25 protein-coding genes and 1 pseudogene are annotated in these 24,473 nt (G+C 72.7%); 12 read left to right on the top strand and 14 right to left on the bottom strand.

Annotation, left to right across the window (positions count from 1 at the left end; translation table 11 throughout):
* The first annotated feature begins 141 nt into the window (after positions 1 to 141).
* Genes ACIPXC_RS09570 through ACIPXC_RS09560 form a run of 3 tightly spaced genes read left to right on the top strand, consistent with a single transcriptional unit; the run spans position 142 to position 1,577 of the window.
* The gene (locus tag ACIPXC_RS09570; RefSeq protein WP_401615250.1) at positions 142 to 540 is read left to right on the top strand and encodes a hypothetical protein; all 399 of its coding nucleotides are present in this window, start codon (positions 142 to 144) and stop codon (positions 538 to 540) included.
* A gap of 9 nt (positions 541 to 549) precedes the next feature.
* Positions 550 to 1,272: an AzlC family ABC transporter permease gene (locus ACIPXC_RS09565; protein ID WP_401615248.1), complete on the top strand. Its 723-nt coding sequence runs from the start codon at positions 550 to 552 to the stop codon at positions 1,270 to 1,272.
* Complete coding sequence (locus ACIPXC_RS09560) at positions 1,269 to 1,577, top strand: AzlD domain-containing protein (RefSeq protein ID WP_030664986.1); 309 nt, start codon at positions 1,269 to 1,271, stop codon at positions 1,575 to 1,577. Before ACIPXC_RS09565 ends, ACIPXC_RS09560 begins: the two co-directional genes overlap by 4 nt.
* On the opposite strand, the gene ACIPXC_RS09555 is transcribed toward ACIPXC_RS09560, so the two are convergent.
* Positions 1,546 to 2,430 (bottom strand): hypothetical protein, encoded by an 885-nt coding sequence (locus ACIPXC_RS09555; RefSeq protein ID WP_401615246.1) that lies wholly within the window; start codon positions 2,428 to 2,430, stop codon positions 1,546 to 1,548. The genes ACIPXC_RS09560 and ACIPXC_RS09555 overlap by 32 nt on opposite strands.
* Before the next feature lie 235 nt (positions 2,431 to 2,665).
* On the opposite strand from ACIPXC_RS09555, the gene ACIPXC_RS09550 reads away from it, so the two are divergent.
* Positions 2,666 to 2,860, top strand: a complete 195-nt coding sequence (locus ACIPXC_RS09550; protein WP_037929867.1) for a DUF3046 domain-containing protein — start codon at positions 2,666 to 2,668, stop codon at positions 2,858 to 2,860.
* A gap of 306 nt (positions 2,861 to 3,166) precedes the next feature.
* On the top strand, positions 3,167 to 4,255 hold the full coding sequence (locus ACIPXC_RS09545) for an AI-2E family transporter (RefSeq protein ID WP_401615293.1): 1,089 nt from the start codon (positions 3,167 to 3,169) through the stop codon (positions 4,253 to 4,255).
* Here the strand turns inward: ACIPXC_RS09545 and ACIPXC_RS09540 are convergent.
* Positions 4,209 to 4,964 carry a Clp protease N-terminal domain-containing protein gene (locus tag ACIPXC_RS09540; protein ID WP_401615244.1) on the bottom strand — a complete coding sequence of 252 codons (756 nt, stop codon included), beginning with the start codon at positions 4,962 to 4,964 and terminating at the stop codon, positions 4,209 to 4,211. The two genes, ACIPXC_RS09545 and ACIPXC_RS09540, sit on opposite strands and share 47 nt — an antisense overlap.
* A gap of 118 nt (positions 4,965 to 5,082) precedes the next feature.
* Between ACIPXC_RS09540 and ACIPXC_RS09535 the strand changes: the two genes are divergently transcribed.
* Complete coding sequence (locus ACIPXC_RS09535; protein WP_401615242.1) at positions 5,083 to 5,733, top strand: class I SAM-dependent methyltransferase; 651 nt, start codon at positions 5,083 to 5,085, stop codon at positions 5,731 to 5,733.
* On the opposite strand, the gene ACIPXC_RS09530 is transcribed toward ACIPXC_RS09535, so the two are convergent.
* Together ACIPXC_RS09530 and ACIPXC_RS09525 are read right to left on the bottom strand one after the other, a co-directional pair.
* Positions 5,723 to 6,766 (bottom strand): S66 peptidase family protein, encoded by a 1,044-nt coding sequence (locus ACIPXC_RS09530; protein WP_401615241.1) that lies wholly within the window; start codon positions 6,764 to 6,766, stop codon positions 5,723 to 5,725. The two genes, ACIPXC_RS09535 and ACIPXC_RS09530, sit on opposite strands and share 11 nt — an antisense overlap.
* A gap of 31 nt (positions 6,767 to 6,797) precedes the next feature.
* Complete coding sequence (locus ACIPXC_RS09525; protein ID WP_401615239.1) at positions 6,798 to 7,859, bottom strand: PP2C family protein-serine/threonine phosphatase; 1,062 nt, start codon at positions 7,857 to 7,859, stop codon at positions 6,798 to 6,800.
* A 237-nt stretch (positions 7,860 to 8,096) separates the two neighbouring features.
* Here ACIPXC_RS09525 and recA point away from each other — a divergent pair, with 237 nt between their 5' ends.
* The 3 genes and pseudogenes from recA to ACIPXC_RS09510 all read left to right on the top strand — a co-directional run.
* Positions 8,097 to 9,212 carry a recombinase RecA gene (gene recA, locus ACIPXC_RS09520; protein ID WP_386462059.1) on the top strand — a complete coding sequence of 372 codons (1,116 nt, stop codon included), beginning with the start codon at positions 8,097 to 8,099 and terminating at the stop codon, positions 9,210 to 9,212.
* Between the two features lie 3 nt (positions 9,213 to 9,215).
* Positions 9,216 to 9,782, top strand: a complete 567-nt coding sequence (recX, locus tag ACIPXC_RS09515) for a recombination regulator RecX (protein ID WP_401615236.1) — start codon at positions 9,216 to 9,218, stop codon at positions 9,780 to 9,782.
* A 93-nt stretch (positions 9,783 to 9,875) separates the two neighbouring features.
* Positions 9,876 to 10,315 (top strand): annotated as a pseudogene (locus ACIPXC_RS09510) (hypothetical protein); the annotation flags it as partial.
* A gap of 65 nt (positions 10,316 to 10,380) precedes the next feature.
* Here ACIPXC_RS09510 and ACIPXC_RS09505 read toward each other — a convergent pair.
* The 6 genes from ACIPXC_RS09505 to ACIPXC_RS09480 form a co-directional block, all read right to left on the bottom strand.
* Complete coding sequence (locus tag ACIPXC_RS09505; RefSeq protein ID WP_401615291.1) at positions 10,381 to 10,611, bottom strand: rhodanese-like domain-containing protein; 231 nt, start codon at positions 10,609 to 10,611, stop codon at positions 10,381 to 10,383.
* 8 nt (positions 10,612 to 10,619) lie between these two features.
* On the bottom strand, positions 10,620 to 12,194 hold the full coding sequence (locus ACIPXC_RS09500) for an FAD-dependent oxidoreductase (RefSeq protein ID WP_401615234.1): 1,575 nt from the start codon (positions 12,192 to 12,194) through the stop codon (positions 10,620 to 10,622).
* A gap of 188 nt (positions 12,195 to 12,382) precedes the next feature.
* Positions 12,383 to 13,276 (bottom strand): amino acid ABC transporter permease, encoded by an 894-nt coding sequence (locus ACIPXC_RS09495; RefSeq protein WP_401615232.1) that lies wholly within the window; start codon positions 13,274 to 13,276, stop codon positions 12,383 to 12,385.
* Complete coding sequence (locus tag ACIPXC_RS09490) at positions 13,273 to 13,947, bottom strand: amino acid ABC transporter permease (RefSeq protein WP_401615230.1); 675 nt, start codon at positions 13,945 to 13,947, stop codon at positions 13,273 to 13,275. The genes ACIPXC_RS09495 and ACIPXC_RS09490 overlap by 4 nt, the downstream gene beginning before the upstream one ends.
* 83 nt (positions 13,948 to 14,030) lie before the next feature.
* Positions 14,031 to 14,882: a glutamate ABC transporter substrate-binding protein gene (locus tag ACIPXC_RS09485; RefSeq protein ID WP_401615228.1), complete on the bottom strand. Its 852-nt coding sequence runs from the start codon at positions 14,880 to 14,882 to the stop codon at positions 14,031 to 14,033.
* Positions 14,883 to 15,000: 118 nt separating this feature from the next.
* A complete protein-coding gene (locus ACIPXC_RS09480) occupies positions 15,001 to 15,786 on the bottom strand; it encodes an amino acid ABC transporter ATP-binding protein (RefSeq protein ID WP_401615227.1) in 786 nt (261 codons plus the stop codon).
* Between the two features lie 339 nt (positions 15,787 to 16,125).
* On the opposite strand from ACIPXC_RS09480, the gene ACIPXC_RS09475 reads away from it, so the two are divergent.
* Complete coding sequence (locus ACIPXC_RS09475) at positions 16,126 to 16,830, top strand: response regulator transcription factor (RefSeq protein WP_401615225.1); 705 nt, start codon at positions 16,126 to 16,128, stop codon at positions 16,828 to 16,830.
* 12 nt (positions 16,831 to 16,842) lie between these two features.
* Positions 16,843 to 18,255, top strand: a complete 1,413-nt coding sequence (locus tag ACIPXC_RS09470; RefSeq protein WP_401615223.1) for an ATP-binding protein — start codon at positions 16,843 to 16,845, stop codon at positions 18,253 to 18,255.
* 15 nt (positions 18,256 to 18,270) lie between these two features.
* On the opposite strand, the gene ACIPXC_RS09465 is transcribed toward ACIPXC_RS09470, so the two are convergent.
* Positions 18,271 to 20,442 (bottom strand): endo-beta-N-acetylglucosaminidase, encoded by a 2,172-nt coding sequence (locus ACIPXC_RS09465; RefSeq protein WP_401615221.1) that lies wholly within the window; start codon positions 20,440 to 20,442, stop codon positions 18,271 to 18,273.
* Positions 20,443 to 20,605: 163 nt separating this feature from the next.
* Positions 20,606 to 21,859, bottom strand: coding sequence for a glycosyl hydrolase (locus ACIPXC_RS09460; RefSeq protein ID WP_401615219.1), 1,254 nt, complete (start codon positions 21,857 to 21,859; stop codon positions 20,606 to 20,608).
* A gap of 430 nt (positions 21,860 to 22,289) precedes the next feature.
* Here ACIPXC_RS09460 and ACIPXC_RS09455 point away from each other — a divergent pair, with 430 nt between their 5' ends.
* Entirely contained in the window at positions 22,290 to 23,402 is a 1,113-nt protein-coding gene (locus ACIPXC_RS09455; protein WP_401615217.1) for a LacI family DNA-binding transcriptional regulator, read from the top strand.
* Between the two features lie 188 nt (positions 23,403 to 23,590).
* Here ACIPXC_RS09455 and ACIPXC_RS09450 read toward each other — a convergent pair whose 3' ends face one another.
* Positions 23,591 to 23,776, bottom strand: coding sequence for a helix-turn-helix domain-containing protein (locus ACIPXC_RS09450; protein ID WP_401615215.1), 186 nt, complete (start codon positions 23,774 to 23,776; stop codon positions 23,591 to 23,593).
* On the bottom strand, positions 23,773 to 24,357 hold the full coding sequence (locus ACIPXC_RS09445; RefSeq protein ID WP_401615213.1) for an IS607 family transposase: 585 nt from the start codon (positions 24,355 to 24,357) through the stop codon (positions 23,773 to 23,775). Before ACIPXC_RS09445 ends, ACIPXC_RS09450 begins: the two co-directional genes overlap by 4 nt.
* Positions 24,358 to 24,473: the final 116 nt, after the last annotated feature.

Genomic DNA, 24,473 nt, shown 5'->3' with positions numbered 1-24,473 from the left:
TGGGGACGCTCCTCTGCCTTGCGATGCACCGCATCTGACGCCGTGCGCTGATCCACCGGGGATTACGGGACAGCCCTTAGGCTGACGATCACGGACATCGGGGGAGTACGGACACCGCACGACGCTCAGCCGAGGATCCGGGTGCCCCGGTGGCCGCCCGCCGGCGCGGTGATCGAGCACGCCGCACCCTTCGTCCGTACGCACTACGGCCCCCATGGGACGGTGGGGCACGGGCCGTTGCCGCGGTCGCCCGGCGCCGCGACCGTACGGCGGCAGCCGGAGGCCTGCGCCGCGCGGAATGAGCCGGTCGAGTGGAAGGTCCACGGGAACGACGCGCCCGAGCCGGCGGACGCGCTGACGGCCGCCGGTTTCGGGGCCGGCGCCGAGTGCGCGCTCCGGACGCTGACCGTCTTCAAAGCTGCGCTCCTCGCCGCCGCCGAGGGGCGGCTCACCGCACTGCTCGGGGAACCGCTGCGGCGGCGGGACCGACGCCGGGTGCGCGCAAGAACGTACAAGACCCACTCGGCGCGGTCCGCGTAGTTTCGGGGCGTGGGAGAGAAGCAGCTGGTCACGGAGCCAGAGATACGAGAGACAGCGGCGCCCGGCGGGCGGCCGCGAGCCGCGGTGGTACGGGACGCGCTCGGCGTCGGCGTCGCCGTCGGCCTGTCCGGGTTCGCCTTCGGCGTGACCGCGGCCGGGGCCGGCGTCAGCACCCTCCAGGCCTGCGTGCTGAGCCTGCTCGTCTTCACCGGGGCCTCGCAGTTCGCCCTGGTCGGGGCGCTGGCCGCGGGCGGGAACCCGTTCACCGCGGCCGCCGGGGCCTTCTTCCTCGGCACCCGCAACGCCTTCTACGGGCTGCGCCTGTCGCAGCTGCTCCGGCTGCCGCGCGCCGTACGGCCCCTCGCCGCGCACTGGGTGATCGACGAGACCACCGCCGTGGCGCTGGCCCAGCCCGACCGGAAGTCGGCCCGGCTCGGCTTCACCGTCACCGGGCTCACCCTCTACGTCCTGTGGAACGTCACCACCCTGCTCGGCGCGCTCGGTGCCGAGGCCATCGGGGACACCAGGGCCTGGGGGCTGGACGCCGCCGGACCCGCCGTGTTCCTGGCCCTCCTCGCGCCGATGCTGAGGACCGCCACCGAGCGGGCGGTCGCCGCCCTCGCGCTCGTCCTCGGGCTGGGGTTCCTGCCCGTGCTGCCCGCCGGGGTGCCCGTGCTGATCGCGGCCCTGGCCGCCCCCGTCGTGCTGTGGATGAAGGGACGCCGCTCGTGAACGTCTGGATCGCCATCGGGCTCACCGTCGTCGGCTGCTACGCCGTGAAGTACGCGGGGCTGCTCGTCCCGGCCGGGGCCCTGGAGCGGCCCCTGGTGCGCCGGCTGGCCGCCCTGCTGCCGGTCGCGCTGCTCGCCGCGCTCACGGCCCAGCAGACCTTCAGCACGGGGTCCGCGCTCGTCGTCGACGCCCGGGCCGCCGGACTGGCCGCCGCCGGGCTCGCCCTGCTGCTGCGGGCCCCGTTCCTGGTCGTCGTCGCGGCCGCCGTCGTCGTCACCGCGGGGGTACGGGCCCTGGGCGGCTGACCTGCGCCGGCAGTCGGCCGTACGCCCGCAGGGCCAGCAGCGCCTCCAGCGTCGCGATCGGCCGCCGCTCCAGGGAACTCCCCGGCGCCCAGGCCTCGCGGCGCACCGGCCAGCCGCCGTCCTGCTGCTGCGCGGCGGCGAGGAAGTCCAGCGAGCGGCGCATCTCCTCGTCCGTGAACCAACCGCGGGCCAGCGACTCGGGCCGCCGCGCGAAGTCGTGCGGGAACAGCTGCTCGCCCGGCGCGTAGCCCGGAGCCGGCGGGAAATCCGTCCGCCGCCGCGGATCGAGGACCACGAGCCGCTGCTCGCGCACCAGCCGTCCCAACCGGTCCGCGGCCGTCGCCGCGCGGGCCCGGTCGGGCACGCCGTCGAGGAAGGCCACCGCGCTCTGGACCTCGTACGGATGTGAGCGGCGCAGGTTCTCGACCCGGTCCCAGCAGAAGTCCGTGGCCCGGAAGAGCCAGGCGTGCCAGACGCGGTTGCGGTGCAGCAGGCCGACGACCGGGCCGGTGGTCAGGAGTTCGCCCGGCGGGTCGTCGTGCACCGGGTGGTAGGGGGCCGCGGGGTAGTCGCGCGGGGACGGGAAGACGACCGGAAGAGCACCCTCCGGGGTGGAGACGCCCGTCAGGTGCCGGCAGAGCCGCTCGATCCGCTGCCCGGCGCATCGGCCCAGGCTGTCCAGCACGCGCAGGGCGTGCGCGGTGTGCAGGGGCTGGCTCAGCGGGCCGCGCAGATCCGGGTCGAGCGCGTGACCGTAGCCGCCGTCGGGGTTGAGATACGAACCGAGCGCGGTGTCCACCGGGTCGGCGTCCCCGCCGAGGAAGTGGAACGCGAACCGCCGCTGTTCCAGCACGCGGGCCGTGAGCCAGACGAACCGCTCGGCGCGGGCGAGGGCGGGCTGCGGGGGCTGCGGGGAGTGTGGGGAGTGTGGGGAGTGTGGGGAGTGTGGGGGGTGTGGGGGGTGTGGGGGGTGCGGGCTCTGTGCGGAAGCTTCGTCTCCGGGCATGCGTGCAAGGTAGGGGGCGGTGACGCGGGGGCGCGGGGCGAACGCCGCCGGTGCACTCTCCCGGGGGCGGGATACTGGGGGCATGCGGTTGACGATTTTCTGGGAGCGGATGGCCGAGCACTTCGGGGCCGGCTACGCCGACTCCTTCGCGCGGGACCACGTGATGGCGGAGCTGGGCGGTCTGACCGTCCACCAGGCGCTGGAGGCGGGCTGGGAGACCAAGGACGTGTGGCGCGCGGTGTGTTCGGCGATGGACGTGCCGGCCTCGCTGCGCTGACGGGCGGCGCTTTTTCGCGGCACGGGCCGCCGGTGGGACAGACTGGGCGGCGTGGGAGCCACCGAAGAGACGTCCGACCAGCCCGCAGCCGTCCAGGGCGCGCCGCCGCCGCCCCGGGCGGCCGATCCGGGTGCCACCCCTGTCGCAGCGGTCGCCTCCGGCACCGATCCGGGCCCCGGTTCGGGCGCCGGCCCGGGTGACGGCCCGGCCACTGCGGATCCGGGGGTGGCCCGGCCCGCCGATCCCGCCCCGCCGCGGGGCCCCGAGGGCCCCGGCCGGCCGCCGGCGGCCTGGCGAGGGGAGAGCATGCCGCGCTGGCTGCCGCGCGCGGTGGTCCTCGTACTGGGCCTCGTCGCCTGCTTCCAGCTCGGCAGCTGGGCCTTCCACCAGCTGACCGGGCTACTCGTCAACATCCTGATCGCGTTCTTCCTCGCGCTCGCGATCGAACCCGCGGTCGCCCGGATGGCGGCCGGTGGCATGCGCCGCGGGGTCGCCACCTTCCTGATGTTCACCGCGGTGTTCGTCGTGTCCGTGGGGTTCCTCGCGTTGCTCGGATCGCTGCTCGCCGGGCAGATCGTCGCCATGGTGGAGGGCTTCCCGGGCTACCTCGACTCGGTGATCAACTTCATCAACTCCACCTTCCGCACCGATCTGTCCCGGCTGGAGATCCAGGAGAGCGTGCTGCGCTCCGACTGGCTGCGCAAGTACGTGCAGAACAGCGCGTCGGGCGTGCTCGACGTGTCCGCCACCGTGCTCGGCGGTCTCTTCAAGCTGCTGACGATCGGGCTGTTCTCCTTCTACTTCGCCGCCGACGGCCCGCGGCTGCGGCGCGCGCTGTGCTCCGTACTGCCGCCCGCGAAGCAGGCCGAGGTGCTGCGCGCCTGGGAGATCGCCGTCGCCAAGACGGGCGGCTACCTCTACTCGCGCGGACTGATGGCGCTGATCTCCGGTGTCGCGACCTACATCGTGCTGGCGGTCCTCGGGGTGCCGTACGCGCCCGCGCTCGCCGTGTGGGTGGGGCTGGTCTCCCAGTTCGTCCCCACCATCGGCACCTATCTCGCGGGCGCGCTGCCGGTCCTGCTCGCCTTCAGCGTCGATCCCTGGTACGCGCTGTACGTCCTCGGATTCGTGGTGGTCTACCAGCAGTTCGAGAACTACGTGCTCCAGCCGAAGCTGACCTCGAAGACCGTCGACATCCATCCCGCGGTGGCCTTCGGATCGGTGATCGCGGGCACCGCCCTGCTGGGCGCGGTCGGGGCCCTGATCGCGATCCCGGCCGTCGCCACGCTGCAGGCCTTCCTCGGCGCCTACGTCAAGCGCTACGAGCTGACGCGGGACGCGGACTCCTCTACTTCCCGTCCGCGTCGCCGAGTACGGCTGCCAGGGCTTCGCTGACCGTCGCCTCGGCGGCGGCCTTGTCCAGGCCGAGGCCGCTCAGTACGCCCGCGCCGTTCTCCAGCTCCAGGAGCGCGAGCAGGAGGTGCTCGGTGCCGACGAAGTCGTGGCCCAGGCGCAGGGCCTCACGGAAGGTCAGCTCCAGGGCCTTCTTCGCCGAGGCGTCGAAGGGGATGAGGGCGGGGAGCTCGTCCCGGGCCGGCGGCAGTGCCGCGGTCGCGGCGGCCCTCACCTCGTCGGGCGAGACCTCCTGGGCGCGCAGGACGAGCCCCGCGAGGCCGTCGGCCTCGGCCACCAGGCCCAGGACCAGGTGCTCGGTGCGGATCTCGGTGTTACCGGCGGCGCGGGCCTCGTTCTGCGCCGTCACGACCACGTTGCGGGCGCGGGGGGTGAAGCGGCCGAACCCCGCGTTGGGGTCGAGGGCGTCGGAGCCCTCCTTGTCGGCCTTGGGCACGAAGCGCTTCTGGGCCGCCTGGCGGGTGACGCCCATGCTGCGGCCGATGTCGGTCCAGGAGGCGCCGGAACGGCGGGCCTGGTCGACGAAGTGGCCGATGAGGTGGTCCGCGACGTCTCCGAGGGCCTCCGCGGCGACGACGGCGCCGCTGAGCTGCTCCAGGGGGTCGGTGTGGACCTTGTTGATCGCCTCGATCAGGTCGTCGAGGCGTACCGGAAGGGTCATGCGAACGGGTTCCACCGAAGGGTTCGTCATAGATGCAACCCTAGGTTGACAGTCGAGAGGGTGTCAACCTCAGGTTGTCACTCGGTGGCGGCTGCCTCCGGCGCCGCCGTCCAGGTGCCAAGCTGGAGGCACGGACACGGAGGGTGCGATGGGGTTCTACGCCGAACGGATCGTGCCGCGGATCGTCGACGCCGCGTGCGGGGCCCGGACGGCCCGGCCGCTCAGGCGGCGCGTCTGCGCCGGCCTGGCCGGAGAGGTCGTCGAGATCGGTTTCGGCAGCGGCCACAACGTCCCCTTCTACCCGCCGGGCGTCACCGGTGTGGCCGCGATCGAGCCCTCGGACCTGGGGTGGGAGCTCGCCACGGACCGCGTACGGGCCTCGCGGGTGCCGGTGCGGCGGGCGGCTCCGGACGCCCGGTCACTGCCGTTCGAGGACGGCACCTTCGACGCCGCCCTGTCCACGTGGACGCTGTGCACGGTCCCGGACCCCCTGGTGGCCCTGTGCGAGCTGCGGCGCGTCCTGAAACCCGGCGGCGCCCTGCACTTCGTCGAACACGGCCTGGCACCGGAGGAGGACCGGCGGGTCCGCCGCCGCCAGCGCCGGATCGAACCGCTGCACAAGCGCCTGAGCGGGGGGTGCCACCTCACCCGGCCGACCGTCGCCCTGCTGACCGCCGCCGGCTTCATGGTCACCGAACTCGACGTCTTCTACCAGGAGCGCGTGCCGAAGCCCTTCGCCGCCCAATCGCTCGGCATCGCGCTCTCGCCCGGGCCCGGCGGCCCGGGACTCAGTAGGTGACGGTGATCCGCCGGGCGGGTCCGTCCACCCGGATCCGCCCGCCCACGGGGATGACGACCTGCGGGTCGGTGTGGCCGAGGTCCACGTCGAAGACCGCCATGGTGCCGGGGGCGTACTGCCGCAGCGCGCGCAGCACGGCCTCGCGCTGCTCCTCGCGGTAGCGCTGCTTCCGCCCGGCGTCGAAGCGGTTCTCGAACGACCAGCTCTTCGCCCGGCCCATCAGCAGCGCGGGGAACTGCCGCAGCAGGCCGCGTTCGCCCATGTTCCGCAGCATCCGGTAGACCTCCTCGGCGCGCGGCATCTCCTCGGAGGTCTCCAGGAAGAGCACGTCACCGGCGTACGCGTCGGCGGGCAGCACCGCGCGGTCGGCCGCCATCATCCAGGAGAGGATCTCCAGGTTGCCGCCCCAGCCGGCACCTTCGACCACGCGGTCGTCGTTGTGCCAGGTCCAGCCGTAGGAGCGTTCCATCGGCGGCTCGGACTCGAAGGTGCGGGGGTCCTCCCAGGGGAGGTCGACGTCCCTGTACTCGCCGGACCGGCCGAGCTCGTACGGGCCCGAGGTGAACAGCGCCGCCCGGAGGGAGGCGGCGGTGGCCGGGTGCATGGCACCGGGCCGGCCGAGCTCGACCATCACCGAGGCGCCGTGGTAGCAGACGATGCCGAGGTTGCGCAGGAACAGCAGGAGGTTGGTGTTGTCGCTGTAGCCGATGAACGGCTTGGGGTGGGCGCGCAGGAGGTCGCCGTCGAGGTGGGGGAGGACGGTGATCTGGTCGTCGCCGCCGATGGTGGCGATCACCGCCTTGATGTCCGGGTCCGCGAAGGCGGCGTGGACGTCCGCGGCCCGCTCCTCGGGCGTCGCACCCATTCGCCGTGTCGTCGGGTACTCCACCGGCTCCAGCCCGAAGTCGTCACGCAGTCTGCGCAACCCCAGTTCGTGGGGGAGCGGGAAGAGGCCGGGCAGCCCGGACGAGGGGGACAGGACGGCGATCCGGTCCCCCGGGCCGGGTTTGGGCGGATACACGGATTCGATCATGCGCCGATCTTAGGGTTCCGGGCCCCGCCGGTCACCGGGATTCCGAGCCCTGTGGCGCCGGTCCGCGCAGGCGTACGGCGAGGGCCGCGATGTCGTCGTCGAGGCGGCCCCTGCTGTAGTGGAGGAGGTCGCGGTGGAGGGCCGTGAGCAGCTCGTGGGGCGCAGTCCGGGGCTGCCGGCCCATCCAGGACGCCAGCGGGAAGAACTCGCCGTCGCGGGCGCGGGCCTCGGCGATCCCGTCGGTGTAGAGGAGCAGCAGGTCACCGGGGGTGAAGTCGAAGGTGTCGATGCTGTACCTGTCGCCGATCAGGTCCGCCAAGCTGAGCAGCGGGGAGGGGTTGGCGGACTCCAGGGCGTGGATTTCGCCGTTGGTCAGGAGCAGGGGCGGGGGATGTCCGCAGTTGAGGATGTCGATGCGTCTGCCCTCGTGGGGGATCTGGACCAGCAGGGCCGTGGCGAAGCGCTCCATCGGTCCCTCGGGGGGAAAGGCGGCGTTGTAGCGCATGCTGCTGGCGTCCAGCCTGCGTGCGACCTCGACCATGTCGGTCTCGCCGTAGGCGGCCTCGCGGAAGGCGTTGACGATCGCTGCGGCGGCCCCCACCGCGGGCAGCCCCTTGCCGCGTACGTCGCCGATGAGCAGCCTGACCCCGTGCGGTGTGTCGGCCGCCTCGTAGAAGTCCCCGCCGATGCTGGCCTCCGCCGCGGCCGCGAGGTACAGCGATTCGATCTCGATCCTGCCGAGGAGGCGCGGCATGGGGCTGAGGACCACCTGCTGCGCCGCGTCGGCGACGAGCCTGACCTGGAAGAGCGTGCGTTCCCGCTGGAGCCGGACGTGGCTCCCGTACGCGGCGGCCACGGTGACCGCGACGATCCCTGCGCACGTCCACCACGTGCCGAGGTCCGGGAAGATGAAGCTGAGGCCGATCATCAGGATGAGGCAGACGGTCCCGAGCAGGACGGTGGGGAGCACGGTCCACATCGCGGCGGCGAGGGCCGGCGCCGCGGGCAGGAGACGGCTGAAGGCCATCTCCGGCGGAGTGTTGTATGCCAGGCCGGCGATGAGGACGGTCAGGATGACCGGCGACAGCCGCACGAGCCTTCCCGGGCCGGGGCGCCTGCGGAGTCGTGGCCGTCCAGACTCGATCACACTCCATAGGATATCTACGTAATCAGGGCATAGCGCTCTGAGTGTGGCGAGCTTGACAGGAAAATCGAACATCCATTCTGATGGGTTATCCACAGCCGAACCGGTCGTGGAGGCGCATTGTCAGTGGCAGGCATTAGCGTCAATGGCGTGAAGCGATCGACTCAAGCAAACCGGGTGGAACCCATGGCAGGCACCGACCGCGAGAAGGCTCTCGACGCCGCTCTCGCACAGATTGAACGGCAATTCGGCAAGGGCGCGGTCATGCGCCTGGGCGACAAGCCGAACGACCCCATCGACGTCATCTCCACCGGGTCGACCGCGCTGGACATCGCCCTGGGCGTCGGCGGTCTGCCGCGCGGCCGCGTCGTCGAGATCTACGGCCCGGAATCCTCCGGAAAGACGACCCTGACCCTGCACGCCGTGGCCAACGCGCAGAAGGCCGGCGGCACCGTCGCCTTCGTGGACGCCGAGCACGCGCTCGACCCCGAGTACGCGAAGGCCCTCGGCGTCGACACCGACAACCTCATCCTGTCGCAGCCGGACACCGGTGAGCAGGCGCTGGAGATCGTGGACATGCTCGTCCGCTCCGGTGCCCTCGACCTGATCGTCATCGACTCCGTGGCGGCCCTCGTGCCGCGCGCCGAGATCGAGGGCGAGATGGGTGACTCGCACGTGGGTCTGCAGGCCCGTCTGATGAGCCAGGCGCTCCGGAAGATCACCGGTGCGCTCAACCAGTCCAAGACCACCGCGATCTTCATCAACCAGCTCCGCGAGAAGATCGGCGTGATGTTCGGCTCGCCGGAGACCACGACCGGTGGCCGTGCGCTGAAGTTCTACGCCTCGGTGCGCATCGACATCCGCCGCATCGAGACCCTGAAGGACGGCACGGAGGCGGTCGGTAACCGCACCCGCTGCAAGGTCGTGAAGAACAAGGTCGCGCCGCCGTTCAAGCAGGCCGAGTTCGACATCCTCTACGGCCAGGGCATCAGCCGCGAGGGCGGCCTGATCGACATGGGCGTGGAGCACGGCTTCATCCGCAAGGCCGGTGCCTGGTACACGTACGAGGGCGACCAGCTCGGCCAGGGCAAGGAGAACGCCCGCAACTTCCTGAAGGACAACCCGGATCTCGCGAACGAGATCGAGCGGAAGATCAAGGAGAAGCTGGGCGTGGGCGCCCGCAAGGACGGCGACGACGCGGCCGGTGCCGCCGCTGCCGCAGCCCCCGCCGACGCCGCGGCGGCGCCCGCCCCCGCGTCGAAGGCCAAGACGACGGCCAAGGCCGCCGTGGCCAAGAGCTGACCCGTGCGCGAGCAGGAGGGGGGCGGCGGGAGCCGAGGAGGCCGTGAGGGCCGCCAGGAGCTGCCGCCCCAGAGCCCCGAGGAGCAGGCGCGGGCGATCTGCCTGCGCCTGCTCACGGGGAGCCCGCGCACCCGGCGCCAGCTCGCGGACGCCCTGCACAAGCGGGGCATCCCCGACGAGGTGTCGCAGGAGGTCCTCTCCCGGTACGAGGAGGTGGGCCTGATCGACGACGCCGCGTTCGCCGGAGCCTGGGTCGAGTCCCGCCACCGCGGCCGGGGCCTGGCCCGCCGGGCACTCGCCCAGGAGCTCCGGACCAAGGGGGTGCACGCCACCCTCGTGGAGGAGGCCCTGGGACAGCTGGACTCCGACCAGGAGGAGCAGACCGCCCGCGAGCTGGTCGAGCGCAAGCTCCGCTCCACCCGGGGCCTTGAGCGGGACAAGCGGATCCGGCGCCTGGCCGGGATGCTCGCCCGCAAGGGATACCCGGAGGGCATGGCCCTGCGCGTGGTCCGCCGAGCCCTGGAGGCGGAGGGCGAGGAGACCGACAGCCTCGGGTACGCGGGGGAGTGAGCCCGAGGCCCGGGGTGGGGGCAGCCCCTGGGCCGGGACGCCGGGCGACTCCAGTGCCCGCGGGAGCGCCGCGCAGCAGAGGGGGCACCATGATTGCTGCGCCACGCCCTCCAGACCGGCAGGCACCGCAAGGCCGGATTCCTCGGAGCCTTCGTTGCACTGCTGTGCCCGACCGCCCTCATCACCGCCTGCGGCGCCCTTCTCGAAACGGGACTGCGCGGCACGATCCGCACCGAGCGCTACGCGGCGGCGCCGGTCCTCGTCTCCGCCGACCGGTCGGTCCACGAGACCACGGTCAAGGAGAGGCCCAGGTCGGCACCGGGGACGACCGCGGACCGGAGGAGTTCCCGGACGCCGCCGCCGCCGGAGCCCGGACCAGGCTGGCCTCCATGGTGTCCACGGTCTCCATGGGCGGTGCGCTGGGCCGGACCTCACTGCTGGTCGCGGTCCTCGTCGTGACCGGCGCCTTCGCGCTCTCCGTCCAGCACCGCCACCGCGAACTCGCCCTGCTCAGAGCCATCGCCGCCACCCCGGCCGGCCGCGGCGGACGATCGGGAGGCGCCCGTCGGCCCGGCACGGCGGTGCGGCTCCGGCGCGCTCACGGGTGCGGCGCCCCTGTCGGGGGCTCGGTTCCCGCGACGATGGGGAGGCCCGCGGACTTCCAGGCCTGGAAGCCACCGGTCAGGTCGGTCGCGCGGTGCAGGCCCAGGGCGTGCAGCGAGGCCGCCGCGAGGCTGGACGCGTAGCCCTCGTCGCAGATGACCACCACCCGGAGGTCGTGGCCCGTTGCCCGATCCCCGGGACCGGCCGATCCCCGGGACCGGCCGATCCCGGCGGTCAGTCGATCACCACGGTCTTCGAAGTCGAGGGCGTGGGCACCCGGGACGCGGGAGCACCGGCCCGGACGGCGTCCGCCGCTTCGTACAGCTCCGCCGGGCGGACCCCCGCGAACGTCGCCGCCAGGTGCCCGTCCGGCCGCACCAGCAGCACGGTGTGTGCCGGGGCCCCCGGGTAGCTGTCGGCCACCAGCAGGTCGGTGCGGACCGGCAGGGCGCTGACCGCGGCGGCCAGCCGGGGCATCAGCCCGGCGCCCAGCCAGTGGCGCCGGTCCCAGACTCCGGTTCCCGGGGCCACCAGCACCGCCAGCAGCCGGCCCTGGCCCAGCAGGTCGCGCAGCGGCACGGTCGCTCCATCGGGCGCGGTGACCGGGACGTTGGCCACCGGACCGCCGGGTTCGGTGTCGGTCGGCACCTCGCGTACGGCGACCGGCGGGGCGTACGCCGGCTCCGCGCCCAGCGGCCCCCGTCCCAGGTGACCGTCGGTCAGGAGGGACTCGGCGGAACGCGAGGCCCCGGGGAGGTAGGTGCGCAGGCTGCCCCCGGACCGCAGGGCCGGCATGGCCTGGTCGGCCGCGCGCAGCCGGGAGGCCACCGCGGTGCGCCGCTCGCCCTCGTAACGGTCGAGCAGGGCTTCGGAGGCACCGTGGTGCCAGGCCAGGGAGAGCTTCCACGCCAGGTTCTCGGCGTCCCGGAGCCCCTCCTCGACGCCCTGGGTGCCGAGCGCGCCCAGCAGGTGCGCGGCGTCGCCCGCGAGGAAGGCCCGTCCGTCGCGCCAGCGCCTGGCCAGCCGGTGGTGCAGGGTGTGCACGCCGGTGTCGAGCAGGTCGTACGGGGGAGTCGTACCGCCGCACCACTGGGCGAGGGTGTCGCGGATCAGGGTGACCAGCGCGTCGGGGGTCACCAGCTCGCCGCGGGCCGGGAGCAGCCAGTCCAGCCGCCAGACCCCGTCGGGCAGCGGCCGCGAGGTGACTTCCTGCGCCCCGCCGCGCTGCAGCAGGGCCTCGCCGGGCCACGGCAGTTCGGTGCGCAGCGCCGCCACGGCGTGCCGCTCGACGGCGGTCCGGCCCGGGAAGCGGATGCCGAGCAGCTTGCGCACGGTGGAGCGGGCTCCGTCGCAGCCGACCAGGTAACTCCCGCGCCACCAGGTGGTCTCGGCGCCCTGGGTGTGCGCGGTGACGCCGCGCTCGTCCTGTTCCAGGGAGTCCAGCCGGCTGTCGCAGATCAGCTGGACAAGGGGATGCGCGGCGGCGGCGTCGCGCAGTCCGCGCGCCAGGGCATGCTGCGGCACGTGCAGGGGGGCCGGGTGGTCCTCGAAGGTGAGCCGGTGGCCGTCACGGCCGCGCCGCATCGTGCGCCAGGCGGCGAAGTACGCCCCCTCGTCGCGCAGCGTCGTACAGCCCAGCCGGTGCGCCATGGCCGCGGTGTCCGCGTGCAGGACGACCGTACGGGCGGGCCGGACCTCCTCCTTGCCGGGTCGCTCGTCGAGTACGACGGAGGGCACGCCCGAGCCGGCGAGGGCGAGCGCCAGGGACAGCCCGACGGGCCCCGCGCCGACGACGATCACCGGGTCCATGGCGCGGCTCCCGATGTCCGGTATGTGATCACAGAAGGTATGCAACCGACTGAAGGTTCCTGCGTCAAGTGACACTCGTCGGCGCACGGCAGTGTGGTGCGGCGGATGAGTTCCGCCGCACCACACTGGGCAAGCACGAGGACTGACCGTACGTCAGGCCTCGGAGGGCTCGTCGGCCGGGGGTGCCGTCAGGCTCCGGCCGCGGTGTTCGCCCCGGGGACCGGGTCGTCGACCTCTTCCGCGCCGAGCACCGCGCCGGTGCTCTTCTTCGACCCCCGCAGCCGCTTCTCCAGCCAGGAGGCCAGGGTGGTGAGGGCGAAGTTCACCGCGATGTAGATCAGGGCGATCACGAACATGGTCGCGATGGTGTTGCTGTAGTTCGCCGCGATCTGCCGGTTCATGGAGAGCAGTTCCGCGAAACCGAGCAGGGCGCCGCCGAGCGCGGTGTCCTTGAGGATCACGACGAGCTGGCTGACCAGGGCCGGCAGCATGGCCGTGACGGCCTGCGGCAGCAGCACGTGGGTCATGGTCTGGCCCTTGCGCAGGCCGATCGCCTTCGCGGCCTCCGCCTGCCCCTTGGGGAGGGAGAGCACGCCCGCCCGGACGATCTCGGCGATGACGGCCGAGTTGTACAGGACGAGGCCCGTGACCACGGCCCAGAACGGCCGGGTGTCGGAGGGGACGTCCATGAGCTGCGGTGCGTAGAGAGCGTTGCTGAACAGCATCAGCATCAGCACGGGGATGGCGCGGAAGAACTCCACCCACGCGCCGACCGCAGCCCGTACCCAGGCGTGGTCGGACAACCGGCCGATGCCCAGCGCCGCACCGAGCGGGAGGGCGATCACCATGGCGAGCGCGCCGGCCTTGAGGGTCTCCATCAGGCCGGGGATCAGGTACGTGGTCCAGATCCGGCTGTCGGTGACGAAGGGGGTCCACTTCTCGGCGTCGAGCTGGCCCTTCTCGCCCATGAGGGACAGCGCCCACCACAGGACGAGTCCGAACAGGACGACGAAGACCCCGCTGTAGATCCAGTTGCGCACCTTGGCCCGGGGGCCGGGGGTGTCGTACAGCACGGAGCTCATCGCTTCACCGCCACTCGCTTGGCCACCCAGCCCAGCAGCAGGCCGGTGGGCAGGGTCAGCAGGACGAAGCCGAGAGCGAAGACCGCGAAGACGGCGAACACCGCCTGTGCCTCGTTCTCCAGCATTTCCTTCATCAGCAGCGCCGCCTCGGCCACGCCGATGGTCGCCGCCACCGTGGTGTTCTTGGTGAGCGCGATCAGTACGTTGGCGAGCGGTGCGACGACCGCCCGGAAGGACTGGGGGAGCACGATCAGGGTGAGTACCTGGAAGAAGCTCAGCCCCAGCGCGCGGGCCGCCTCGGCCTGGCCGACGGGCACGGTGTTGATGCCGGCGCGCAGGGCCTCACAGACGAAGGTGCCGGTGTAGGCGACCAGTCCGAGGACCGCGAGGCGGAATCCGGTCTCCTTGAAGGTGGTGCCGCCCAGATCGATGCCGAGGGTCTGGCTGAGGCCCAGCGAGCAGCCGATGATCAGCAAGGTCAGCGGCGTGTTGCGCACCAGATTGACGTACGCGGTACCGAAGCCCCGCAGCAGCGGGACCGGGCTGACCCGCATCCCCGCCAGGACGGTGCCCCAGATCAGGGACCCGACCGCCGAGTAGAGGGTGAGCTGAACCGTCACCCAGAAGGCTCCGAGCACGTCGTACTGCCCGGAATCAAGAAAATCGAACACGATGCCCTGCGCTCTCCCCAGGATGGCCGGTGAGGTGCGCCGCCGCCCGCGGCAGGCGGGCGGCGACGTCCCTCACCGATGAATCAGCTGCCTTCGGTGATCTGCGGAGCAGGCTCGTTCTTGTAGTTGGCCGGGCCGAGGTTCTTGTCCACGGCCTTCTGCCAGCTGCCGTCCTCGACCATCTTCTTGAGCGCGGCGTTGATCTTGGTCTGGAGCTCCTTGTCGCCCTTCTTCAGACCGATGCCGTAGTTCTCGTTGCTCATGCTCAGGCCGACGAGCTTGAACTTGCCCTTGTTCTGCTCCTGCGCGGCGTAGCCGGCCAGGATCGAGTTGTCCGTGGTGAGGGCGTCGACCTTGCCGTTCTCCAGGCCGGTGAGGCACTCGGAGTAGCCGCCCTGCTCCAGCAGGTCGGCCTCGGGGGCCAGGGTCTTCTTGACGTTCTGCGCCGAGGTGGAGCCGGTGACCGAGCAGAGCTTCTTCTTGTTCAGGTCCTCGACCTTGGTGATGCTCGTGTCGTCGGCGCGGACCAGCAGGTCCTGGTGCGCGAGGAAGTACGGGCCGGCGAAGTCGACCCGCTCCTTGCGCTTGTCGTTGATCGAGTAGGTCGCGACGATGAACTTGACGTCGCCGTTGGAGAGCAGGTTCTCGCGCTCGGCGCTGACGGCCTGCTTGAACTCGATCTGGTCGGGCTGGTAGCCGAGCTCCTTGGCGACGTAGGTCGCCACGTCGACGTCGAAGCCCGTGAACTTGCCGTCCGGGGTCTTCAGGCCGAGACCGGGCTGGTCGTACTTGATGCCGACGACGATCTTGTCCTTGGCGCCACCGGACGCACCGCCGTCGGTGGCGGCGTCCTGCTTGCTGCCGCCACACGCGGTCGCGGTCAGGGACAGGGCTACGGCTACGGCCGCGGCCGCAGCGGCCTTGGAGATCTTCATGGTGAACTTCCCTCGGATGAGACGTTGTTGAACGACGAGCGACGCTTACGGCGCACGCACGGCCGACAGGAACCGTTCCGGCAGTGATCCGCATACGGATGACTACCAGACGTAAAACTCAGTGGTGCAGGATCTTCGACAGGAAGTCCTTCGCCCGATCACTGCGCGGGTTGCTGAAGAACTGCTCGGGGGTGGCCTCTTCGACGATCTTTCCGTCGGCCATGAAGACGACGCGGTTCGCCGCGGAGCGGGCAAAGCCCATCTCGTGCGTGACGACCACCATGGTCATCCCCTCACGGGCGAGCTGCTGCATGACCTCCAGCACCTCGTTGATCATCTCCGGGTCGAGCGCCGAGGTGGGCTCGTCGAAGAGCATCACCTTCGGCTCCATCGCCAGCGCGCGGGCGATGGCCACGCGCTGCTGCTGGCCGCCGGAGAGCTGGGCCGGGTACTTGTCGGCCTGGGTGCCGACACCGACCCGCTCCAGCAGGGACACCGCCTTCGCGCGGGCCGTGGCCTGATCGGTCCTGCGGACCTTCAGCTGGCCCAGCATGACGTTCTCCAGCACCGTCTTGTGCGCGAAGAGATTGAAGGACTGGAACACCATGCCGACGTCGGCCCGCAGACGGGCGAGGTCCCTGCCCTCGGAGGGCAGCTCCTTGCCGTCGAGCGTGATGGTGCCCGAGTCGATGGTCTCCAGGCGGTTGATGGTCCGGCACAGCGTGGACTTGCCCGATCCCGAAGGACCGATCACCACGACCACCTCGCCGCGGGCAATGCTCAGATCGATGTCCTGAAGCACGTGCAGCGCGCCGAAGTGCTTGTTGACGTTGCTCAGCACGACCAGGTCGTCCGCGGTACCGGCCGCGTCCTGAACGTCCTTGGTCACTGATACTCCGCTCATCGGCTTCTAGCTCCGTCCTCCTCGGTTGGGAGGACAGTAGTGACGAGGCGCGCAGAACGTCACCACATCTGAGGGAGAATTGAGCATAACGATCCGGCCTCCTCCGGATACGCTCCGTGCGCGGCACCACTGAAGTCGATCATGCGCGCGTACCGGGTGCATAACGGAAGGCGCGCCGCGGCGGAACCCTCTTGACGTGGGCCTCCGCATGGGCGTGGATGCAGGGTGGCCTTTTCTGCGGCCATGCGCGCGGCACCGACCGGCCGCGGGAACGCAAGGACCCGACCGCGATCGTGACCGGGCACGGGCCGACCGAGAGAAGAAGGAGAGGGGGACGACATGAGACTGCTGCTCGTCGAGGACGACGACCACGTCGCCGCCGCCCTGTCCGCGATCCTCGCCCGGCACGGCTTCCAGGTCACCCACGCCCGCAACGGCGAAGAGGCCCTCCAGGCACTGCTGCCCGCCGGCGCCCCGCCCTTCGGCGTGGTCCTGCTCGACCTCGGCCTGCCCGACCAGGACGGATACGAGGTGTGCGGCAGGATCCGCAAGCGCACCACCACGCCCGTCATCATGGTCACCGCGCGGGCCGACGTACGCTCCCGCATCCACGGCCTGAACATGGGCGCCGACGACTACGTCGTCAAGCCCTACGACACCGGCGAGCTCCTCGCCCGCATCCACGCCGTCGCCCGGCGCACCGGAGCCTCCGAGGAGACCGTCGCCGCCGGAAGCGGTGCACCCACCACCGTCCACCTCGGCTCCGTCAGCATCGAGCTGCCCACCCGCCGGGTCAGCGTGGACGGCACCGACGTACCCCTCACCCGCAAGGAGTTCGACCTGCTGGCCCTGCTCGCGCAGCGGCCCGGCGTCGTCTTCCGCCGCGAACAGATCATCAGCGAGGTGTGGCGCACCAGCTGGGAGGGGACCGGGCGCACTCTTGAGGTGCACGTCGCCTCGCTCCGTTCCAAGCTGCGCATGCCCGCCCTCATCGAGACCGTCCGCGGGGTCGGCTACCGGCTCGTCGCCCCGGCCGCCCCGTAGGAACCCCCTGCCGTGCGCGCCCGTCTGCTCCCCCTGCTCGTCATCCTCATGGCGGGCACGCTCCTCGCGCTCGGCCTGCCGCTGGCCGTGAGCCTGGCCGCCGGACAGCAGCAGCGGGTGGTCGTCGACCGCATCGACGACAGCGCGCGCTTCGCCGCCCTCGCCCAGTTCGTCATCGACGCCCGGGGCTCCGGCTCCACCGGTGCCGACGAGCGCGAGCGGGCCCTCCAGCACGAACTCGGCCGCTACCACGAGCTGTACGGCATCCGCGTCGGGATCTTCAACCGCGACGACAACGCCATGGTCCGTTCCCCGGGCTGGTGGCGGCTCCCGGAATCCGGTGAGGGCCGCAAGGCCTTCAGGGAGGCGCTCGCCGGGCGCCGCAGCCACGACCCGCCGCAGGTCTGGCCCTGGCAGACCAACGGCAAGCTGCTCGTCGCCTCACCGGTCGTCCTCGACGGCGACGTGGTCGCCGTCGTCGCCACCGAATCACCGACCGACCTCATGCGCGGCCGGATCCTGAGGGGTTGGCTGCTCATCGCCGGCGGCCTCGCCGCCGCCATGCTCGTCGCCTTCGGCGCCGCCCTGCGGCTGACCAGCTGGGTGCTCAAGCCCGTGCAGACCCTGGACGCCGCAGCCCACGGCATCGCCACCGGCCGGATGAACTCCCGGGTCGCGGCCGCCAGCGGCCCGCCGGAACTCCAGCGCCTGGCGCACTCGTTCAACGAGATGGCCGACAACGTCGAAGAGGCGCTGGAACAGCAGCGGGCGTTCGTCGCCGACGCCTCGCACCAACTGCGCAACCCGCTCGCCGCCCTGCTCCTGCGCATCGAGCTGCTCGCCCTGGAACTGCCCGAGGGCAACGAGGAGATCGCCTCCGTACGCACCGAGGGCAAACGCCTCACCCAGGTGCTGGACGACCTCCTGGACCTCGCGCTGGCCGAGCACACCTCCGCCGAGATCAGCCTCACCGACATCGGGGCGCTGGCCACGGAACGGATCGCCGCCTGGCGGCCGTACGCCGATGAGAAGGGCGTACGGCTCACCGGGACCGGCCGGAGCGCCGTGACCGGCTGGGCCGATCCCATCGCCCTGTCCAGCGCGCTCGACGCCGTCATCGACAACGCCCTGAAGTTCACGCCCGCCGGCGAGGAGGTCGAGGTGTCGGTCGCCGCCGAGGACCGCTCGGTCCGCGTCGTCGTCGCCGACCGCGGCCCCGGCCTCACCGAGGAGGAACTGCAGCGCGTCGGAGACCGCTTCTGGCGCAGCGGCCGCCACCAGAACGTCAAGGGCTCCGGCCTCGGCCTGTCGATCTCCCGGGCCCTGCTCGCGGGCGGCGGCGGGTCCCTCTCCTACGAGACGAACCCGCCGCACGGGCTGCGGGTGACCGTGACCGTCCCGCGCACCGGCCCCGAGCCCTCCTGACTCCCGCCGGGCCGGCTACGGCCCCCAGGACAGCGTGGTGCGGGCCGGCGCGGACACCGAGTACAGCTCGTCCACGGCCCGCACCTCGAAGACGGCCGCCCTCTCCCGGCCGGCGCGCGGCACCCCGGGGAGGTAGAGCGCCGTCCCGCAGGTCCCGCCGAGGAAGCGGCGGCCGCCGTCGGGCAGCACCCGGTGCACCTCGTAGTGGCGCGGCCGTCCGCCCGTACCGCCCGCCGCCCGCCAGGACATGCGGAGCCAGGCCCGGCCGTCCTGCCGGGCCGCGGCGTCCACGGCCGCCCCGGTGGGCGGGGCCGGGCGCCGGCCGCCGGGGCCGTCGTGCACCGACAGGGCGCCGAGCCGCCACACCAGCGGCCCGCCGCCGGGTGAGGCGATCCGTACGGCCAGGGCGTACGCGGTCCTGCCCGCCAGCGGTGCGAGCGCGGCCCGCGCCGTGCGCCAGCCCGGCCCCGCGCCGGTGCTCCCGGCCCGCAGCCAGACGTACGGGACCGGGCGGCCGGGGCCGGAGGCCTCGCGGGTGGCCACGCCGACCTCGACCGTGACCGGCCCCGCCCCGGTCGCGTGCACCACCTCCACGACGCTCCCGCGGGTCAGCGGCAGCCGCGTGGAGTGCAGCCCGACGGTCACCGGGGCCGTGGGGGCGCCCGAGACCAGCAGACTGGAACCGCCGCGCCAGGCGTCCGCGAAGTCCAGGGTGACGGACGGACGCGGTCCGGCGGTCTCCACCGCCCAGCGGCGGCCCGGCAGCCGGTCCTGGAGCCCCAGGTGGTTCCAGGGCGTGTCCGAGACGACCTCTCCCTCCTCGTACCAGCGCAGCCCGTGACCGGTGTTGAAGGAACAGGCGAAGGGCAGCCCGGTGACCGTGGACCGGTCGGCGACGACCGTCGCGGGAGCCCGCCAGGACCTCTCGGGCGCGGGCCGGGCCGGGTCCAGGGACTCGCCCGTCCAGAAGCGGTCGTCCGCGTGGTGGAAGGCGCCGGGGGAGCGGTCCGTGAGGTGGTTGCGGGTCCACTCCGGCCGGTAGAAGCCGTAGCCGACGACGTGCTCGCGTGTCCGCGGGACGATCGCGTCCCAGCGGACGGCGGAATCCCAGCCCCGGGACTCCGTGTCCACCGCCGCCCACAGCTCGTACCGCGAGCGGCCCAGCCGGTCGGCGAGCGCGCCCGAGGCAGCCAGCGTCTGCGGGGTCCAGCGGAAGTCCACGAACATCGTGTCCGCGACCTTCCCGGCCCGGTCCTCGTAGAACTCCTGGTTGAGGCCGTTCAGGGCGCCCTGCCAGCCGACCCGGCCGGTACTGTTCATGGCGTCGTACCAGGTGATCCGCAGACCGTGCGGCGCGCCCGCCGCCCGCAGGGCCCGCAGGAACTCCCGCATCCGGGTGGCCAGCGCGCTGTCGCCGCCGTCCGTCTCGGCGTTGACGAACCAGCCGTCGAAGCCGTACGCCCGCGCCACCCGGACGAGCTGCTCCGCGATCGGGAAGCGGCCCGAGGGGTCGCGCTGCACCAGGTCGCGGGTCCACCGGAGGTCGCCGCCGTACGCCACCGGCGGCAGGAACACGTTGCCCAGCACCCGGACCCCGTTGCGGTGCGCGGCGTCGACCACGGGCGCGTTCGGGGCCAGGACGGTCCCTTCGCCGGCGGAACCGCCCCAGAAGACCAGCTCGTCGATATACGCCCAGTGCGTGAGCGCGTAGTAGTCGGCGGTGGGGGAGCCCTGCGAAGGGTTCCCGGCGGTCGGTGCGAAGGAGACGAGGGAGGAGATCCGGGCCTGGCCGGCGCGGGCGGTCCTGTTGGCCGGGACGGGCGTGAACCGCTCGGCGAGCGGCACGGTCGCGGTGTTGTGGGCCAGATCGGGGTCGTCCTCGGGGGTCCACCGGCTGAGCGAGCGCCACACGATCCCGGGCCCCGGGGCGCCCGCCGGGAGGGAGTCCGGGAACCAGTAGGAGGCGTACGGAGCCAGGCCGGCCGGATCGGCCTCAGGGGCCGGGTCCGGGGCCGGGTCCGGGGTCGGCGCGGCGGCCGTCGGGCCCGCGGGGGTCGCGGCCCGTGCCCGGCCGGCAACGCCCAGCAGCGCGGCCGCGCCGGCCCCGGCGGCCAGCACTCGGCGCCGGCTCGGCCGTAACGGGACGGGCGGCGTACGGGGATGGACGCCGCGGTCGGTCTCGGACATGCGGGGCTCCTCACGAGGGGTCGGATCACAGGGAAAGGGGTCGGGTCACGGGGGAACGGGTCGGGTCACGGGGGGCGAGCCGGTCACGAGGGGGCGGGTCGCGAGGGGTCGGGTCGCGAGGGGGTCGGGTCGCGAGGGTCGGGTCACGCCGTCTCGCGCCCCCTCACACCACGTCGCGTACGCGCAGCACCTCGGTGATGCCGCGCGCCGCCAGATGGGACGGGTCCCCGGCGCGCTCCGCCAGCACCACCGCGGGCCGCACCCCCCGGTCCGTCAGCACGGTCCAGGCGTCGAAGAACGCGCCGCCGGGGGCGCACGCGGAGCGGCCCGGGGCCGCTCCCGCCCCGCCCACGTCCACCGCGAGCGCCGTGGAACGCGGAGCGGGGCGGTGCGCCCGTCCGCGCCGCTCCCGGGCGATCCGGGCGAGGGCGGCGCCGGCCGGCTTGACCGCGCCGTCGTTGGTCAGCAGGCCGAGGCCGTACTCCAGCTCCGGGAAGTCGGCGAGCCCCCGGGACACGTCGTGCGAGCACCACCAGGTCACGCCCCACAGGTCCGGGCAGTCCAGTGCGTTCACGACGGTGGCCTCGGTGAACCGCGCCGCCTGTTCCGGCCCGATCAGCGGCGCCGGGGCGCCCGCCTCCTGCAGCCACACCGGGCGGTGCGGGTCCGCGGCCCAGGCCTTGGAGAGCTCGATCAGGTACGCCGCGTGGTGCTCGGTCGCCGTCCCGCGCGCCCCGTGGCGCTGTGCGGTGCCGTCGAACACCCAGGAGTGGACGGCGGTCGCCCCGCCCAGCCCGGCCGCCTGGGCGGGTGTGAAGGGGTGGTCGTCCCGGTACCAGACGGCGTCGTACTCGGCGTGCAGGTGGAGGCGTCCGGGCGCCCCCCGTTCGCAGGCGGCGAGCATCCGCTCCAGCCAGTCGGCGGCCTGCGCGGGGGTGATGCGGTCGGGGTCGGGGTGCGGGGCACCGGAGAACTGGTTGATCTCGTTGCCGACGGTCATGCCGAGGAAGTTCGGCCGGTCGGCGAGGGCCGCGGCCAGCGTGCGCAGGTACTCCTCCTGCCCGGCGACCACGTCGGGATCGGTGAAGAGGTTGCGCCGGTGCCAGGTGGTGGTCCAGGCGGGCAGGAAGTCGAAGCTCGACAAGTGCCCCTGCAGTCCGTCCACGTTGACGTCGAGGCCGCGCTCGGCGGCCGCGTCGGCGAGCGCGACGAGCTGCTCGACGGCGCGCGGCCGGATCAGGGTGCGGTTCGGCTGGAAGACCGGCCACAGGGGGAAGACGCGGACGTGGTCCAGTCCGAGCGCGGCGATCGCGTCGAGATCGGCCCTGACCGCGTCGGGGTCGAAGTCGAGCCAGTGGTGGAACCAGCCGTGGGCCGGCGTGTAGTTGGCACCGAAGCGGAGCGTGTGATCCTGCACGAGGAGTCCTGGGGTTCTGGGGTGCGCACGAATTCACCGGACGGGCCACAAACTGCCGCTGCTGCTGCGGAAAGTCAACAGGGTCTCAGGCGTGGCGACTTATGCGCTTCAGCCCTGGAACCGCAAGGGGGAGTGCGGTGAAGTGGCTGGGAAACTAATGCGGTTTAGTGAGGGCGCTTGCCGGGGAACGGCATGGAAAGGAGCGGTGGAATTCCGGCCATGTCCGGCGCCGTTCCGGCCGACGCCGCATCCCAGGGGATGTGCCGGATGCGGTGGTTGACGGGCCGTCCGCCGACGGGGCCCGGTGGCGGACGCGGGGCCGTCCGGGCTGCCCGCCGCGGCCGGATCGCGTACGGTCCGGCCATTGCCGTCCGCCCGGTTCCGTACCGGCCGCGGTTCCGTACCGGGCGAAGGAGGAATGAGGCAGGCCATGGCCCGCAGACCCACGATCAAGGACATCGCCCGACGGGCCGGAGTGTCGGAGAGCGCCGTCTCCTTCGCCCTCAATGACCGCCCGGGCGTCTCGCAGGGCACCCGGGCCCGGATCCGCCGCGTCGCCGAGGAACTCGGCTGGCAGGCCAACAGCGCCGCCCGCGCGCTCTCCGGCGAACGCGCGGGTGCCGTCGGACTCGTGCTGGCACGGCCCGCGCACACCCTGGGCGTCGAGTCGTTCTTCCTGCAGCTCGTCTCCGGCATCCAGGAGGTCCTCTCCGCCGCCCGGACCGCCCTGCTGTTCCAGGTCGTCGAGGACGTGGACGCCGAATGCGCGGTCCACCGCCGCTGGTGGGCCGAGCGCCGGGTCGACGGCGTGCTCGTCGTCGACCCGCGTACGGCGGACCCGCGCCCCGCGCTGCTGGCGGAGCTGGGCCTGCCCGCGGTCACCATCGGCGAGCCTGGCCCGCCTGCCGGGCCCGCGACGGTTCCAGGGCCCGCACCGGTTTCCGCGCCCGCGGCGGCCCCCCGCTCCGTGCCCGTGCTGTCGCCGGTCTCCGTGGTCCGGGCCGACGACGCGGGGGCGATGGCGCAGGTCCTGGACCACCTCCACGGGCTGGGGCACCGGCGGATCGTCCATATCGCGGGGCTCCCCGGCCTCGCGCACACGGTCCGCCGGATGGAGTCCCTGCGCTTCGAGGCCGGGCGGCGCGGGCTCGGCCCGGACCACGTGCGCTCGGTGGTCACCGACTACTCCGACGCGGAAGGTGCGGCCGCCACCCGCCGGGTCCTCGCCGAGCCGCGGCCCCCCACCGCACTCGTCTACGACAACGACGTGATGGCCGTGGCCGGCAGCGCGGTCGCCGCCGAACTGGGCATCCCCGTACCGGACCGGCTGTCGATCGTGGCCTGGGACGACTCCGCGCTGTGCCGGGTCACCCACCCCCGACTCACCGCCCTCGTCCGTGACACGGCCGGCTTCGGGCGCCTGGCCGCCGAGGAACTTCTGTCCGTGCTCGCCGGCGGCCCGCCCCGGGTGCGCGAGAGCGAGCGGCCGCGGCTGGAGCCCCGCGACAGCACGGCACCGCCCCCGGCGCATACTGATTCCTGACCGTTGCTGAGGCCGTGGTCAGGTCTCGGCATTCCGGGCATTCCGGCCCGGAAGGTCCGTCACATCACCAAAGCGTGAGGGCTTCGGCTTGAGTACGGTCTCTCGTTTCCGGCTGCCGCTGGTGCGGCAGGGTTGCGCCACCTGCCCGCCCCGCTTCCGCCGTGCGGCGGGGGCGGGTGGCGCGGGTCTTACGGTCGGCTCCACGAGGCTTCGACACCACCGTGGTGGTGTCCTGGTCGGCCGACCGCCCAGTTGTAGGCGGCCCGCGCGGCGCCGCAGTGCGAGCGCAGCGCTGTCTCCTGGGAGGCGCCCGGGTCCAGGGCGAACCGGAACGCCTGCACCTGGAACCCGGGCTGCGGGCGGAACTTCTTCACCCGGCGTCCTCGCCGGTCGCGACGGCCACCGCGCGGGCGGCCCGGTTCTTCGCCGCCCGCCGCCCGTACAAGGGGGCGCACATCGAGGTGAGCACCTCGGTGATGTCCCCTACGAGGTCGTCGGCGGTCTCGGTGGGGTCGAGGACGACCAGGCGCCGCCCGGACGCCGACAGCACCGCTTCAAGGTGCTCGACGCCGAACCGGGCCAGCCGGTCGCGGTGCTCGACCACGATCACCGCGGCCTGCGGGTCGGACAGCACCCGGTGCAGCTTCCGGCGCCGGCCGTTCAGCCCCGAGCCGACCTCGGTGACGACCTCGGCCACAGCCAGGCCCAGCCCGTTCGCTCCGGCCACGACCCGGGCCACCTGCCGCTCAAGATCCGCTTTCTGGCCGGCGGACGAGACGCGGCAGTACGCGACCACCCGCCCCGACTCCACGACGGCGGCCGGAGCAGGCTCATCGACCAGCCACGTCCCGGACGGCGCCTGACGGACCGGGACGGGCATCTTCCCGTCCTTCACCCACCGCCACGCGGTCTGGTAGCTCACGCCCTGCAGCCGGGCCCACTCCGAAAGCTTCACAAGACCAACGTACGCGAGACAGCCGACTAGAGGTGACTATGAATGACTAGGAAACATGTAGCAGTGTTCACCCCCTTCCTGGAGCCGCCACCGTGATCACCCCCACCGCCCCGTCG

The organism is Streptomyces sp. NPDC090021 (genome assembly GCF_044748225.1).
GTDB lineage: Bacteria > Actinomycetota > Actinomycetes > Streptomycetales > Streptomycetaceae > Streptomyces.
This window is presented reverse-complemented; position numbering and strand designations above follow the sequence as displayed.

Excerpts from the sequence above, each read along its gene's own strand:
- ACIPXC_RS09535 (WP_401615242.1), top strand. The coding sequence starts at position 5,083 with ATGGGGTTCTACGCCGAACGGATCGTGCCGCGGATCGTCGACGCCGCG.
- ACIPXC_RS09540 (WP_401615244.1), bottom strand. The coding sequence starts at position 4,964 with ATGACGAACCCTTCGGTGGAACCCGTTCGCATGACCCTTCCGGTACGC.
- ACIPXC_RS09500 (WP_401615234.1), bottom strand. The coding sequence starts at position 12,194 with ATGGACCCGGTGATCGTCGTCGGCGCGGGGCCCGTCGGGCTGTCCCTG.
- ACIPXC_RS09475 (WP_401615225.1), top strand. The coding sequence starts at position 16,126 with ATGAGACTGCTGCTCGTCGAGGACGACGACCACGTCGCCGCCGCCCTG.
- ACIPXC_RS09485 (WP_401615228.1), bottom strand. The coding sequence starts at position 14,882 with ATGAAGATCTCCAAGGCCGCTGCGGCCGCGGCCGTAGCCGTAGCCCTG.
- ACIPXC_RS09530 (WP_401615241.1), bottom strand. The coding sequence starts at position 6,766 with ATGATCGAATCCGTGTATCCGCCCAAACCCGGCCCGGGGGACCGGATC.
- ACIPXC_RS09465 (WP_401615221.1), bottom strand. The coding sequence starts at position 20,442 with ATGTCCGAGACCGACCGCGGCGTCCATCCCCGTACGCCGCCCGTCCCG.
- ACIPXC_RS09480 (WP_401615227.1), bottom strand. The coding sequence starts at position 15,786 with ATGAGCGGAGTATCAGTGACCAAGGACGTTCAGGACGCGGCCGGTACC.
- ACIPXC_RS09550 (WP_037929867.1), top strand. The coding sequence starts at position 2,666 with ATGCGGTTGACGATTTTCTGGGAGCGGATGGCCGAGCACTTCGGGGCC.
- ACIPXC_RS09495 (WP_401615232.1), bottom strand. The coding sequence starts at position 13,276 with ATGAGCTCCGTGCTGTACGACACCCCCGGCCCCCGGGCCAAGGTGCGC.
- ACIPXC_RS09455 (WP_401615217.1), top strand. The coding sequence starts at position 22,290 with ATGGCCCGCAGACCCACGATCAAGGACATCGCCCGACGGGCCGGAGTG.
- recA (WP_386462059.1), top strand. The coding sequence starts at position 8,097 with ATGGCAGGCACCGACCGCGAGAAGGCTCTCGACGCCGCTCTCGCACAG.
- ACIPXC_RS09545 (WP_401615293.1), top strand. The coding sequence starts at position 3,167 with ATGCCGCGCTGGCTGCCGCGCGCGGTGGTCCTCGTACTGGGCCTCGTC.